This is a genomic window from Streptomyces sp. NPDC001443, assembly GCF_053597355.1.
In genome coordinates this window covers 1-14,196 of sequence record NZ_JBSFIA010000015.1, presented here as the reverse complement: position 1 = coordinate 14,196, position 14,196 = coordinate 1, and the positions used below count along the sequence as shown (strand labels likewise).

The following is a 14,196-nucleotide window of genomic DNA, read 5'->3' as shown; positions in this document are numbered from 1 at the left end:
CCGGACCCGCGGTCCGGGGCGGGAGCCGGGGCCGGTCACATCTTCTTCGCGTGCCCCTCCCAGTAGGGGTCCCGCAGCCGTCGTTTGTAGAGCTTGCCGTTGGGGTCGCGCGGCATCTCGGCGACGAAGTCGACGGTCTTCGGGCGTTTGTAGCCGGCGAGCCGCCCGGCGCAGTGGTCGAGGAGGGCGGCCGCGAGGTCGGGGCCGGCCTCGTGGCCCGGGGCCGGTTCGACGACTGCCTTGACCTCCTCGCCCCAGTCGTCGTGCGGGATGCCGAAGGCGGCGGCGTCGGCGACGGCGGGGTGCGCGAGGAGGGCGGACTCGATCTCGGCCGGGTAGATGTTGACCCCGCCCGAGATGATCATGTCGATCTTGCGGTCTCGGAGGAAGAGATAGCCGTCCTCGTCGAGGTAGCCGAGGTCGCCGACGGTGAAGAAGTCACCGATGCGGTTCTTGCGCGTCTTGGCCTCGTCCTTGTGGTACGCGAAGCCGCCGGTGTTCATCTTCAGGTAGACGGTGCCGAGTTCGCCGGGCGGCAGCCGGTTGCCGTCGTCGTCGAAGACCGCGAGTTCGCTGATCGGCCAGGCCTTGCCGACGGTCCCGGGCTTCTTCAGCCAGTCCTCGGCGGTGGCGAAGGCGCCGCCGCCCTCGCTGGCCGCGTAGTACTCCTCCACCGCGTGCCCCCACCAGTCGATCATCGCGCGCTTGACGTGGTCGGGGCAGGGCGCGGCGCCGTGGATGGCGTGCCGCATGGCGGAGACGTCGTACGACCTTCTGACCTGCTCGGGCAGGGCGAGCAGCCGGTGGAACTGGGTCGGGACCATGTGGGTGTGGGTGCACCGGTGGGTGTCGATGAGGCGGAGCATCTCCTCGGGCGTCCACTTGTCCATCAGCACCAGCCGGTGGCCGATGTGCAGGGAGGCGCCCGCGAACTGGAGGACGGCCGTGTGGTAGAGCGGTGAGCAGACGAGGTGGACGTTGCCGTCGTGCGGCCGGATGCCGAAGATGCCGAGGAAGCCGCCGAGGTAGGACTCCTCGGGGAGCTTGCCGGGCAGCGGGCGCCGGATGCCGCGGGGGCGTCCCGTGGTGCCCGAGGTGTAGTTCATGACCCAGCCGAGGGTGCGGTCCGTGGGCGCCGACTCCGGCTGTCCGTCGAGGAGTTCGGCGTACGGGCGGAAGCCCTCGACCGTGCCGAGGGCGTACCGGCCCGCGGCCGGCAGCCCGGCCTCGTCGGCGGCCTGCCGGGCGGGGCCGGCGAACCGTTCGCGGGTGATGAGGACCTTGGCGCCGGAGTCGGCGACGATCCAGGCGATCTCGGGTGCGACGAAGTGGTGGTTGACCGGGACGAGGTAGAACCCGGCCTGGGAGGCGGCCAGATAGGCCACGAAGAACTCGGCCGAATTGGGCAGGACGACCGCGAAGGAGTCGCCGCGTCCGAGTCCGGCGGCGCGCAGGCCGTGTACGAGCCGGTTGGCGGCGGCGTGCAGACGGCCGGCGGTCCACTGTTCGCCGTCGGGGGCGACGAGGACGGTGCGGTCGGGGTCGGCGGTGGCCTGGGCCCAGAATCCGACGGGAGGTGTGCTCATGTCCGGCCGCTCCTTCCGGCGATGCGGTCGATGCGGTCCACGGCCCGTTCGAAGCCGCGGGTGAGGTCGTCGAAGACGTCCTGGACGGCGCGTTCGCTGTTCATGCGGCCGACGATCTGGCCGACGGGCGTGCCGAGCAGCGGGTCGACCTCGTACTTCTGGATGCGGGAGACGGCCTCGGCGACGAGCAGCCCCTGGAGGGGCATGGGGAGGGTGCCGGGTCCGTCCGGGGCGTCCCAGGCGTCGGTCCATTCGGTACGCAACTGACGGGCCGGTTTCCCGGTCAGGGCCCGGGAGCGGACGGTGTCGCCGGAGCCGGCGGCCAGCAGTTTGCGGGTCAGGGCGGGCGAGGTGAGGTCGGCCTCGGTGGTGGTGAGCCACAGGGACCCCAGCCACACCCCCTGGGCGCCGAGCGCGAACGCGGCGGCGGCCTGCTCGCCGCTGCCGATGCCGCCGGCGGCCAGCACGGGCAGCGGGGCGACGGCCTCGACGACCTCGGGGGTCAGCACCATGGTGGCGATCTCCCCGGTGTGGCCGCCGGCCTCGTACCCCTGCGCGACGACGATGTCGATGCCCGCCTCCTGGTGCTTGCGGGCGTGCCGGGCGCTGCCGGCCAGCGCGGCGACGAGCACGTCCCGGTCGTGGGCGCGGGCCACGACGTCCGCGGGCGGTGAGCCCAGGGCGTTGGCGAGCAGCCGGATCGGGTAGTCGAAGGCGACGTCGAGCTGGGTGCGGGCGACCTGTTCCATCCAGCCGGTGATCCGCCAGCCGGAGGGCTCGCCCGGGGCCAGCTCGGGCACGCCGTACTTGGCGAGGGTGTCCGTGACGAACCGGCGGTGCCCCTCGGGGATCATCGCCTCGACGTCGGCCTCGGTCACGCCCTCGACCTTCTTGGCGGGCATGACCACGTCGAGGCCGTAGGGCCGGCCGCCGATGTGCGCCTCGATCCAGTCGAGGTCGCGCTTGAGGTCGTCCGGGGCGGTGTAACGGACCGCGCCGAGCACCCCGAAGCCGCCGGCCCTGCTGATGGCCGCGGCCACGGCGGGGAACGGCGTGAAGCCGAAGACGGCGTGCTCGACTCCCAGTTTCCTGCTCAGCTCCGTCTGCATGGGCGCAGGATGCCGCAGTCGCCCTGCCGACGGAAGACCTTTTCTGATGCTCCGTCAGTTCTCTATGGAGCCCTGCCGGATCCCTGCCTGATTTCCCGTCAGATCTCTCGGGCTTCTCGCCGGTCCGCTTCTCGGGCTTCTTGCCGCGCCGTTTCTCGGTCGTCCGGCCGCGCCGCTTCCCGGTCTTCCTGCCGGGCCGCGCGTACGACCGTGTGCAGATGGCCGTCGAGGGGGAAGGCGGGCGGAGCCGCGGGCAGCAGGGCGGTGAAGGCGAACCCGGCCTTCTCGGCGACGCGGCAGGAGGCGGTGTTGTCCTGCTGGTGGAGGAGTTCGAGCCGGGTCAGCCCGTCCTCGGCGAAGGCGGCGAACGCCCAGTCCACCAGTACGGCCAGGGCCCGGGGCGCCAGGCCCCGGCCCCGGGCGGAGGCCGCGGTCCAGTAGCCGACCTCGGCACCGGGCGCGCCGGCCACGGGCCGCTTGAGCACGACATGGCCCGCGGGCGCGCCTTCGGTGCCGTCCGGCCGGCGCTCGACGACGGCGAACGCGAGGCGCTCCCCCGTCACCCGTCCGCGTCCCTGCTCCCGCACCCAGCTCGCCGCGCCCTCCTCGTCGTCCACCGCGCCGGTGGTCCAGCGGCGCAGTGCCGCGTCCCGGTACGTCTCGACCAGGGCGGGCGCGTCGGCGGCGGTCCAGGGGCGCAGCAGGAGCGCGGGAGCCGTCGCGTCGGCGGCCGCCTCCAGTCGTAAGGCTGTCAGGTCCATCCGCCGACCCTAATGTCTGCCGTCGAGGCGGTCAGTCGGTCCCCTCCTCCAGCACGGCCATCGCCGCGTTGTGGCCGGGCACCCCGCTCACTCCGCCGCCGCGCACCGCGCCGGCCCCGCAGAGCAGCACGTTGGCGTGCCGGGTCGCCACACCCCAGCGGCCGGTGCCCTCGTCGGCGTACGGCCAGGACAGGTCGCGGTGGAAGATGTTGCCCCCGGGCAGCCGCAGGTCGCGCTCCAGGTCCAACGGGGTCTTCGCCTCCAGGCACGGGCGTCCGTCGGCGTCGACGGCGAGGCAGTCGGTGAGCGGTTCGTCCAGGTGCGCGTCGAGCTGGGCCAGTGTCGACCTCAGCAGCTCCGCCCGTACGGCGTCGTTGTCCTGTTGGAACAGGCGGGCCGGGGTGTGGAGGCCGAAGAGGGTGAGGGTCTGGTAGCCCTGCCGGACCAGGTCCGGGCCGAGGATCGTCGGGTCGGTGAGGGAGTGGCAGTAGATCTCGGAGGGCGGGACGGTGGGCAGTTCGCCCGCGGCGGCCTGGGCGTGCGCGGCGGCCAGTTGCTCGTAGCCCTCGGCGATGTGGAAGGTGCCGGCGAACGCCTCGCGCGGGTCGACGGACCTGTCCCGCAGTCTCGGCAGCCGCTTGAGCAGCATGTTCACCTTGAGCTGGGCGCCCTCGGCGGGGGTCGGCGGGGTGTCGCCGGTGAGGGCCGCGAGGGCCTGCGGGGATGCGTTGACCAGGACGTGCCGGGCCTCGGCTACCCCCTCGCCGTCCGCCGTGCGGTAGGTGACCTGGGCCGTCCGGCCGTCCGTGGCGATGCGCAGCGCCTCGTGCCCGGTCGCGAGGACGGCGCCGGCCTGGCGGGCGGCCGCGGCCAGCGCGTCGGTCAGGGCGCCCATGCCGCCGACGGGTACGTCCCAGGCTCCGGTGCCGCCGCCGATCACGTGGTAGAGGAAGCAGCGGTTCTGCTTCAGCGAGGGGTCGTGGGCGTCGGCGAAGGTGCCGATGAGCGCGTCGGTCAGGACGACCCCGCGGACCAGGTCGTCGGCGAAGTGCTTCTCGACGGCGACCCCGATGGGCTCCTCGAACAGCATCCGCCAGGCGTCCTCGTCGTCGACCCGGCGGCGCAGTTCCTCGCGGGTGGGCAGCGGGCCGGTCAGGGTCGGGAAGACCCGCTCGGCGACGCGGCCCGTCATGGCGTAGAAGCGCCGCCAGGCCTCGTACTCGCGCGGGCCGCCGGTCAGCCGGGCGAAGGCCTCGCGGTTGCGCCGTTCGCCGCCGCCGACGAGCAGCCCGGTGGGCCGTCCGTCGCGTTCGACGGGGGTGTACGAGGAGATGGTCCGCCCGCGCACCCGGAAGTCCAGGCCCAGATCGCGCACGATCTTCTTCGGCAGCAGGCTGACCAGATAGGAGTAGCGCGAGAGCCGGGCGTCGACGCCGGTGAACGGGCGGGTGGAGACGGCGGCGCCGCCGGTGCGCTCCAGTCGCTCCAGCACCAGCACGGAGCGTCCGGCCCGGGCCAGGTAGGCGGCGGCGACCAGGCCGTTGTGTCCTCCGCCGACGATCACGGCGTCGTAACCGCGCCGTCCGCTGTGATGTCCCTCGAGAGCAGGCATGATCCCAGGAAACACGAGGTGATCCCGGTCGGCCAGAGGGCGGACGCCGGGGTCAGCGGCCGTCCGAGGCCTGCCGCTGACGCAGCACCGCGACCCTCCGGTACAGCTCCACCGCCTCCGCGGAGCGTCCGAGCTGCTCCAGGCAGTGGGCCTCGTCGTTGCGGCTGGCGAGGGTGTCGGGGTGGTCCGCGCCGAGGACGCGCTCGCGGGCCGACGCCACCTGCCGGTACTCGGCCAGCGCGTCCGGCCAGCGGCCGAGCCAGCCCAGGCCCACGGCGACCTCGCGCCGGCTGACCAGGGTGTCGGGGTGGTCCGGGCCCAGCGCGCGCTCGCGGATCGCGCACACGTCCCGGGCCTCGGCGAGGGCCTCCTCCCAGCGGCCGAGGCGGCCCAGGTTGACGCCGAGGCCGTGGCGGGCGCGGAGGGTCTCGGCGTGGGCGGGGCCGTGCGCCCGGGCGCGGGCCTCGGCGAGTTCGCGGTAGAGGACGAGCGCCTCCGCGCTGCGGCCCAGCCGGCCGAGGCTGATGCCGATCTCGTGCCGGGCTGCGAGGGTGTCGGCGTGGTCGGGGCCGAGCACCCGGGCACGGGCCTCGGCGATCTCGCGGTACTGCTGGAGCGCCTCCGGCCAGCGGCCGAGCTGACCGAGCGCGTAGGCGACCTCGTAACGGGTCACCAGGGTGTCCGGGTGGTCGGGGCCGAGCACCCGGGCACGGGCGGCGGCGACCTCGTGGGCCATGCGGTAGGAGTCCTGCGGACGGCCGAGCCGGCTGAGGTTGAAGGCGAGGTTGTGGCGGCAGCGCAGGGTGTCGGGGTGGTCCGGGCCCATGGTCCGCTCCCGGGCGGCGAGCACCGCGCGGTAGACCTGGTGCGCGTCGAAGTGACGGCCCAGTTGTCCGAGGACGTAGGCCATCTCCTGGCGCACGGCGAGCGAGTCGGGATGGTCGGCGCCCAGCGCCCGGGTGCGGGCCGCGGCGACCTGCTTGTACTCGCGCAGCGCGTCGGCGGCGCGGCCGGTGCGGCTGAGGGTGAAGGCGAGCTCGTAGCGGCTGGCGAGGGTGTCGGGGTGGTCGGGGCCGAGGAGCCGTTCTCGTTCGGCGGCGACCGCGCGGTGCACCTCGCCCGCCTCGGTCCAGCGGCCGAGGCGGCCCAGGCCGAGCCCGGTGCCGTGGCGCCCGGCGAGGGCGGTGAGGGTCTCGCGGTCCGCGGCGGGCGCCGCGTCGGGCCGGGGCTGGGCGGGCGAGGGCTGCACGGACCGGGGCAGGACGGGTTGGGGCAGGACGGGTTGGGGCTGCGCGGGCCGGGACGGGGCGGGTTGTCGGGACTGGGCGGGTCGGCCGGTGACCGGGCGCGCGATCCACTCGCCGGTGAGCGCGGCCCCGGCGTCGGGGAGTACGGGACGCGGCCCGGCCGCGGTCGCCTTGTGGCCGGTGGTCATGCCCCGGGTCCAGGACGGCAGGCGCGGCTCGCGGGCGGCCGGCTCGGGCGTCCGCAGCGGCGGACGGGGGGTCACCACGGTCGGCACGTACACCGCCGGGGTGCGGCCCGCGGCGATCCGGCGGCCCACTTCGAGGGCGTCGCCGGGGCGTTGTCCGGGTTCCTTGGCGAGCAGGTCGAGGATGATCCGCTCCAGGTAGCCGGGCAGTTCGGCGCGGTGCTCGCGCGGCGGGCGGGGCGGGGTGTCGCGGTGGCCGATGAGGACCGCCCAGGCGTCGTCGAGGTCGAACGGCGGCGCCCCGGTGGCGATCTCGTACAGCACGCAGCCGAGCGAGTACAGGTCGCTGCGCCGGTCGACCTCGTCGCCGCCGATCTGCTCGGGCGACATGTAGTGCGGGGTGCCCATGGCGATGCCGGTGCCGGTCAGCCGGGAGGTGAAGCCGATGTCGTGGCCCAGCCGCGCGATGCCGAAGTCGCAGATCTTCACGGTGCCGTCGGTGAGCCGGACGATGTTGGCGGGCTTCAGGTCGCGGTGCACGATGCCCTGGCGGTGTGTGTAGGCGAGCGCGGCGGCCACCTGGTCGGCTATCTCCACGACGTCCGCGACCGGCAGCGGCCGGTGGCCGTCGTCCTCCAGCAGCCGGCCCAGGTCGCGCCCCTCCAGGAGCTCCATGACCAGGAAGAGGACGCCGTCGGACTCGCCGAAGTCGTGGACGACGGTCACCCCGCGGTGCTGGAGGCCCGCGGCCACCCGGGCCTCGCGCCGGAACCGCTCGCGCAGCACCCGGGTGAAGGTCGCGTCGTGCGCCGGACCGCGCGGCTTGAGGCACTTCACGGCGACGTGCCGGTCGAGCGACTCGTCGCGCGCACGCCACACCTCGCCCATGCCGCCGCGCCCGATCACGTCGAGCAGTCGGTACCGGCCCTGGATCAGTCTGGTCTCCGCCATCGCGTACGGTCGCCCCCGTTCGCCCCGTCCTCCCCTGGCTCGTCCAGTATGGCGGCCTATCGTCCGACTTTGTACGGTGCCGGGCGCGCGGCGGGGCCGAGGCGGGCCATGGCGCGCAGGACGTGTTGGGGCGGGAGTTGCCAGCGCAGACGTGCGGGAACACAGCGCAGGAGGGTGCCGGTGGCACGCAGCCGGCGGGTGACGGTGGCGGGCCGCGGGACCGGTCTGCCGTACAGCGTGTGGGCGTACGGCGGCAGGGAGGCGTACGCCAGGTCCGCCACGCGCCGCCACAGCACCTCGCGCGCCGGGACGAGGAGGGGGTGCGTCGGCGGGCGCAGCAGGAAGTCGTCCACGGTGCGCGCCTCGGGCCCGGCGGCGAGCTCGGGCCGCACCCGCGCGAAGTACGCGGCCAGCTCGGCCCGGTCGGCGGGTACGGCGTCGGGGTCCAGGCCCACCAGGCGGGCGCCGACGCGGTGTTCGCCGATGTAGCGGTCGGCCTGGGCGTCGGTGAGCGGGAAGCCGGAGCGGCGCAGGACGTGGAGATAGGAGTCGATCTCGGCGCAGTGCACCCACAGCAGCAGCGCGGGCTCGTCGACCCCGTACCGCTCGCCGGTCTCCGGGTCGGTCGCCGTCAGCCTGGCGTGGATCTTCCGGACCCGGGCGCCGGCCTTCTCGGCGGCCTCGGTGGTGCCGTACGTCGTGATGCCGACGAAGTCGGCGGTACGCATCAGCCGGCCCCAGGCGTCCTGCCGGCCACTCTTTTCACGATCGAACACAGTGGAGTTCTGCATGACCCCGCGCACCGCGCGCGGATGCAGTGCCTGGAGGTAGAGCGCGCGGACGCCGGCCACCCACATCATGGGGTCGCCGTGCATCTGCCAGGTCACGGACGCGGGGCCGAAGAGCCCGGGGTCGGGTGTGCCTCGGGACGCCATGCCCGAAGTGTGCCCCGCGCGGTCGCCGGACACCAGCCGGCCGGCCGGACGCGTCCTTCCCCGGCCCGGACCCGGCTGGCGAGGAGTGCGGCACGCGCTGGGCGTCGTCCTCGGCCCGACCGCGTGCGCGGTGGACGTCACTCGACTACGCCGAAGCCCTGCGCTTCGGCTTTCGTGAGTTGTTTTCCGACGGCTCCCTGGGCCACTCAGGAGTCGACCGGGTCCGGCGCACGCGTTCTCGGCGATCTCTCAGGCAGAGAACGAGAGATGACGCCGCCTCAGATGGTCGGGGTGTCGTCGACGACCGGCTTGTGAATCTCGACGACCGGCTTCCATCCCGCGGAGAACTCGATGAAGTCCGCACGGGTGGGGTAGGTGTCGATCGCGCGACGGTCACGCTTGGGACTTTCGCCCGCCTTGCGCCCCCGGGGAATCTGCTCCTCGAAGATGTCGACCTTGACGTCGGGAACCTCCTTGAGGCCCTGGCGCCAGATCTGCACGATGTCGGCGCCGAACGCCTGCCGGGCCGCAGCGTAAAGGGCCGTGAGGGCCCCCTTGTCCCCACCGGGGACGAAAAGCGCCAGGTCCAGCACGACACCGGCGGACTGGAGAACCTCGATGGTCACCGAGCCGTTCTCGTCGGCCAAGTAGATTCCGGCTTCGTTCTCGTCGTCGGGAAGGCAGGAGACCTCTTCCTGGAATACGGTTCTCGCCGTGATCGAGCCGCCCTCGAAATCCTCACCGGACTTGGTCAGAAAAGCGGGGACATAGCAGCCGGGAAGCTTGAGTTCTGCCGTGTCGGCGGAAATGAAGAGCCTGTCCTTCACGCCGAGCTTCGTCACCTCTTCCAGCGAGAGGCGGCGAGCGGCGATCTTCTCCGTGTTCACGATTTCCCTTTCAGGTTGCACTGTCCCTCCGAACAAGGACGCTACCACGAAACCCCGAGGTCAACTGCCCAGTAATCTTTGGGCAAATGGCCTCCGACGACCTGCACGGGAGGATACCGAGGCGAGTGCCGCTCGGTCGGGAACACGCATCCGCCGGACAGTGTCCCTCGCCATGGTGTTGGGGATCAACTGACGGTTGCATTTCGGTGCGTCGGGCGGCGCGGAGGAGTCAAAAAGGGTTTACGGCAGATATCGCCCATATCCCCTTCGGGGAGGCGGCGGTGAGGTGAGGCGATCCGTGGATCCCGTGCTGAGCTGCGGGGTTGCCGGGTTCGATGAGAACGTTCGGCCCGGGGTTCTCGGTGCATCCGGTTTCCGCGGAAGCCACGGCGGGTCCGTGCTCACCAGGGGACGACGCCGTCGTCCTCGAAGAACGAACCGGTCGGGCCGCCGTCGGGCAGGGTGGCGAGCCGGATCGCCGTGGCCGCGCCCTGTTCAGGGGTACGGGGCCCTTGGAAGCCCGTGAAGTCGGTCGCGACCAGGCCCGGGCAGGCGGCGTTGATCAGGATGTCCGTACCGGCGAACTGCCGGGCGTACTGCACGGTGAGGGCGTTGAGGAACGACTTCGACGGCGCGTAGGCCGCCATGATCGGGCCGATCTCGATGTCCGGGTCCGATTGCCGGGTCAGGGAACCGACGCTGCTGGAGACATTGACGATGCGCGGCGAGGCCGAGCGCCGCAGCAGTGGCAGCATCGCGTTGGTGACCCGGACGACACCCATGACGTTGGTGTCGACGACCGCGCGGAGCACCTCCAGGTCGAGCGCGGTCGGGTCCTGCACCCACCCCGGGTCCATCTCGCCCGAGACGCCGGCGTTGTTGACCAGGGCGTCCAGGCGCCCGGCCAGCCGTTCGACCAGTTCCGCGGCATCGGTGACGCTCCGGTCGTCGGTCACGTCCAGCGGTACCCCGAACGCGTCCACGCCGGCGGCGCGCAGCTTCCCGACGGCGGTCTCGCGTCGGGCGGCGTCGCGGGCTCCCACGCCCACGCGGTACCCGAGGCCGCCCAGCCCGGCCGCGATCTCGTACCCGATGCCCTTGTTCGCGCCGGTCACCAGCGCGATCATCGTTTCGCTCATGCTGACGATGTTGGCTCGCGCACGAGTGGCGCGGCCAACACCGATACGGTGTCCTGTCATACCTGCCGGGTATCACCGCGTATGCTGCGGCCGTGGACGCCCTGGAGACCCGCGAGTTGAGGTACTTCGTGGCCGTCGCCGAGGAACTGCACTTCGGGCGCGCCGCCGAGCGCCTCGGCATGGCCCAGCCGCCGCTGTCGCGGGCGATCCAGCAGCTCGAACGGCGCCTCGGGGTCTGCCTGTTGCAGCGCAACCGCCGTGGTGTCCGCCTGACCGGTGCCGGAGAGGTGCTGCTGCACGAGGGCCGGGCGGCCCTCGACGCGACCGCTGCCGCCGCTCGCCGCACCCGGCGCGCCGGCGGTGCCGACAGTCCTGGCGGCTCCCGCGGTCGGCTGGTCCTCGCGGTGAAGGCCGCCGCGTCGCACGAACTGCTGCGGAAGCTTCTCGACGCCTACGCGGCCGAGCCCGGCGGTGCCGAGATCGAGGTGCTGCCGTGCGGCATCTGCGAGCAGGAGGAGCTGCTGCGCGACGGACGCGCCGATGTCGCGCTCATGCACACGCCGTGGAACTCCCTCGCGGGGTTCGACAGCGAGGCGCTGACGACCGAGGGGCAGGTCGCCGTCCTGCCCGCCGGGCACCCGCTCGCCGCCCGCGAGACCTTGTCCCTGGCCGATGTCGGGGACGTCCCCGATCTGCCGCTCGCCCGCTGGCCCAGCCACGGCACCTACGCACCCGGCCCGGGCCCCGAGATCCACGACCAGACGCAACTGGCCCAGTTGATCGCCCTCGGACGCACCGTGGCGGTCGTCCCCGACTCCGCCCGCTCCTGGCTGTGGGCCGAGCACACGGCCGTGCCCTTGACCGACGCGCCTCCCGTCGTGACCCACATCGTCTGGCCCGCGCACAGCCGCTCCGTCGCCCTGGCCGGCCTGGTCCGCACGGCCGCACGGCTGTGACCAGGTCCTGCCGGTCTTCGCCGCACGCGTGTGACCAGGCTCGGTGGTTGACACCGGGACAACGTTCGTGACCTGCACCTGTGCCAAGTAGCTCCAGCAGCTGGAGACACGAAATCAGCAAGACGGTTGGCACTTTGCCACACCGCAGGTCACAACGCCTGTCGCCATGACCGGACACCGTGGCGAGGGCAGATCCTCGGTGCGCGGGCGCGGCGGGACGGGACAAGTGGCCGGTTCGTCCTGCCCTGCGCCGGAGAAAAGCGGTGGGAGGTGCCCCTTCCTCGGGGACGGCTCAGTGGCTCGTGGGACGCGGGCGTCCGAGTGCGAACCGGCTCGGTCCGGGCTCTCCGCGTACCAGCGCGGCCGCCAGCTCGCCGATGACCGACGCGAACTTGAAGCCGTGCCCGGAGAACCCTCCGAGCACGGTGACCGGGCCCTGCCGGTCGATGACGAAGTCATGGTCGGGGGTGGTGGTGTACAAGCAGGTCACGGCCTCGGGCGCGGTGTGGTCCACGCCGGGGAGCCAGCGCTCGGCGTACGCCGCCAGCTCTCGCAGGATCGCGGCGTCCGGGGTGCGGTCGCGCCGGTCGGGGTCGACGACCGGGCCGACGCCGTGGAAGCCCGCCTTGACGCCGTCGGTGCTGCCGAGTCCGTACACCCCGTCCGCGGTGAGGCCGTCCATGGGCAGCGCGGCGCCCGGGTGGTGAATGTAGCTGGGCCAGGTGAGCGCGTCCTTGGCGGGGAAGTGCGCGGGCTGTTCCTGGGTGACACGCAGCACCGGCACGCCGCCGACCAGCGGAGCGGTACCGCCGCCCAGCATTCCGGGCGCCCAGCCGCCGACCGCGACCACGACGGCATCGGCGCGCAGTTCCTCCTCCGTGTCCGTGACCACCCGGACCCCGGCGTCGCCGTGCACCGACAGCCCGGTCACCCGGACGCCGTGCCGGACCTCGGCTCCGTGCGCCCGCGCCGCCTGCTGGAAGGCGGTGACCGCCTCGTCGGCGTGCAGGCGTCCGGCCTCCGGGTGGAAGACCGCACCGGTGTCGGCGCGCAGCCCCGGCCAGCGCTCGGCGACCTCCTCCGGGGCCAGCCGCTCGGCGGGGCGTCCGGCGGCGGTCAGCGTCTCGTACAGTGCCTCGGTCGTGGCGGCCGGGCCGTGGTCGACGGCTCCGGTGAGGGTGAGCACCTGCCGTCCCGTCTCCTGCTCCAGCCGCCGCCACAGCGGCAGCGACCGCACGGCGAGACCGACGTAGAAGGGGTCCGCGTAGGCCAGCCGGAAGATCCGCGAGGTGCCGTGCGAGCTGCCCCGGTCGTGGCCGGGCGGGAAGCGCTCCAGCAGGGTGACGCGGTCACCCCGGGCAGCAAGCCGCCACGCGGCGGACGAGCCCATGACCCCGCCACCGATGACGACGACTCGACGAGAAGACACGATGCTCGATCCTTTGGTGAACGATCCGGACCGACCGGGCAACCGGCCGCCCCGAGGTCTTCCGGTGTGACCTGCAACGTTCTATCAGCCGTCGGCCCGGAGCGAACCGGCCGGGTCGCCGCCGTCGGCCCCCTGTGCCCGCCGGCACGTACGACCGCGCTCCAACTCTCCTCGCCCCAGGCCGGTTTGCGAGCGAACCACGGCCGTTCGGACCGCAAGGCCCATACGTTGCGGTCAGGGGCTGATGTCACGGTCGGCTCGATGCACCGCTTCGCCCCAGTCAGGAAGCTTCGTCACAGACTGTGACCGGGCTCGCCAAGGGGGCGGTCGCCGAACTCCTCGCACGACACAAGAGGCCGACCCTGCAGCCAAAAGCCTCGGGGCACCTGGCTCCCGCCCAGGGGGCCGGCCGTCCCGCGCGGGGAGCGGAAACCAGCACCAGGCGAAATCAACGCCGGCAAGACGGGTCGGACGGGCGCACCGAGCTCCGCCGGGGGAGAACCAGGGCATGCCGAGAGCAGGCCCGGATCCCCGCCGATGCCAAGGGCGCCGCAAGCTCACCCGCCGCTACCTTCGACTTTCAGCAGCATCTGGCACGCACGATTCGATGAGGCTGCTCAACCTTCAGCGAGACGGAACACCACCCCTGGAAACCAGGGCGTGTCCGACGGGTCCAGTCGGATGCCGTGGCGAGTGCTGTCCCGCAACGACTGAGCCCGATCGGCCACCACACCCGTTTCCCGGCTTCGCACTGGTGTTCTCGCTATGGCTTGGTCTGCATGCTGCCCCGACCCAAGGAGATCAGCGGGTGTCTGATCAGGACTTCTACACTCACGTCGCCACTGACTGCGACGTCCTCGGGTTCTGAATCGGATCCGGGCCCGGCGCATGGGAAGCCACGGCGGGGCCGGACTACCTCGACGATCCAGGTAAGGAGCCGCTGCGCCGGGACTACGGGCTGGTGGAACTCTCCTTCTCGGACGCCGATGGGCTCATGCCCTGATTCGGGATCAGTGCGCAGGTCTACCGGTTGGTCCACTGCCACCGTGTGCCGCCGTCCCTGGTTCGCGAGTACCGGGGTTCACGCTCCGGGCCCAACCTGAGGAGTTGCGGTCCGTGATCTTTTCTTGTGGCGCAAGGTCGAACGCAACGACCTCTCGGGGACGTCCACCGCTTCGCGTGCCCGAGTCCGGCGCTCGCATCTGCGTCATCGACGACCCCGACCCCTTCGGGGAGGGCGATCACGATGTCGACGAGAGCGTGATCGGCGGCGGCTTCAGGGAAGTCGCCGCCGGTCGGGCCCGTCAGCGCATGTCTGTGAGGAGGGTGTTGAGTTCGGCCTCCTGCTGTGCCGGCGGCATCGGCGGGTTCGAGTGGTCGATGCCGAAGGTCTTCAGGA

The 14,196-nt window shown here is 72.5% G+C and carries 10 protein-coding genes; 1 reads left to right on the top strand and 9 read right to left on the bottom strand.

What is annotated here, in order from left to right; genetic code table 11:
- Window positions 1-35: 35 nt before the first annotated feature.
- The 8 genes from ACWC24_RS17640 to ACWC24_RS17605 all read right to left on the bottom strand — a co-directional run bounded on the left by ACWC24_RS17640 (window position 36) and on the right by ACWC24_RS17605 (window position 10,412).
- Window positions 36-1,586, bottom strand: coding sequence for an acyl-CoA synthetase (locus ACWC24_RS17640; protein ID WP_450663722.1), 1,551 nt, complete (start codon window positions 1,584-1,586; stop codon window positions 36-38).
- A complete protein-coding gene (locus ACWC24_RS17635) occupies window positions 1,583-2,695 on the bottom strand; it encodes an NAD(P)H-dependent flavin oxidoreductase (protein WP_450663721.1) in 1,113 nt (370 codons plus the stop codon). The genes ACWC24_RS17640 and ACWC24_RS17635 overlap by 4 nt, the downstream gene beginning before the upstream one ends.
- Before the next feature lie 98 nt (window positions 2,696-2,793).
- Entirely contained in the window at window positions 2,794-3,456 is a 663-nt protein-coding gene (locus ACWC24_RS17630; protein ID WP_450663720.1) for a GNAT family N-acetyltransferase, read from the bottom strand.
- Between the two features lie 31 nt (window positions 3,457-3,487).
- The gene (locus tag ACWC24_RS17625) at window positions 3,488-5,068 is read right to left on the bottom strand and encodes a phytoene desaturase family protein (RefSeq protein WP_450663719.1); all 1,581 of its coding nucleotides are present in this window, start codon (window positions 5,066-5,068) and stop codon (window positions 3,488-3,490) included.
- 52 nt (window positions 5,069-5,120) lie between these two features.
- Window positions 5,121-7,451: a tetratricopeptide repeat protein gene (locus tag ACWC24_RS17620; protein ID WP_450663718.1), complete on the bottom strand. Its 2,331-nt coding sequence runs from the start codon at window positions 7,449-7,451 to the stop codon at window positions 5,121-5,123.
- A 56-nt stretch (window positions 7,452-7,507) separates the two neighbouring features.
- Window positions 7,508-8,386: an oxygenase MpaB family protein gene (locus ACWC24_RS17615; protein WP_450663717.1), complete on the bottom strand. Its 879-nt coding sequence runs from the start codon at window positions 8,384-8,386 to the stop codon at window positions 7,508-7,510.
- Between the two features lie 278 nt (window positions 8,387-8,664).
- Window positions 8,665-9,273: a hypothetical protein gene (locus tag ACWC24_RS17610; protein ID WP_450663716.1), complete on the bottom strand. Its 609-nt coding sequence runs from the start codon at window positions 9,271-9,273 to the stop codon at window positions 8,665-8,667.
- 401 nt (window positions 9,274-9,674) lie between these two features.
- The gene (locus tag ACWC24_RS17605) at window positions 9,675-10,412 is read right to left on the bottom strand and encodes an SDR family oxidoreductase (RefSeq protein ID WP_450663715.1); all 738 of its coding nucleotides are present in this window, start codon (window positions 10,410-10,412) and stop codon (window positions 9,675-9,677) included.
- Between the two features lie 92 nt (window positions 10,413-10,504).
- Between ACWC24_RS17605 and ACWC24_RS17600 the strand changes: the two genes are divergently transcribed.
- The gene (locus tag ACWC24_RS17600; RefSeq protein WP_450663714.1) at window positions 10,505-11,368 is read left to right on the top strand and encodes a LysR family transcriptional regulator; all 864 of its coding nucleotides are present in this window, start codon (window positions 10,505-10,507) and stop codon (window positions 11,366-11,368) included.
- Between the two features lie 292 nt (window positions 11,369-11,660).
- On the opposite strand, the gene ACWC24_RS17595 is transcribed toward ACWC24_RS17600, so the two are convergent.
- The gene (locus ACWC24_RS17595) at window positions 11,661-12,797 is read right to left on the bottom strand and encodes an FAD-dependent oxidoreductase (protein ID WP_450663713.1); all 1,137 of its coding nucleotides are present in this window, start codon (window positions 12,795-12,797) and stop codon (window positions 11,661-11,663) included.
- Window positions 12,798-14,196: the final 1,399 nt, after the last annotated feature.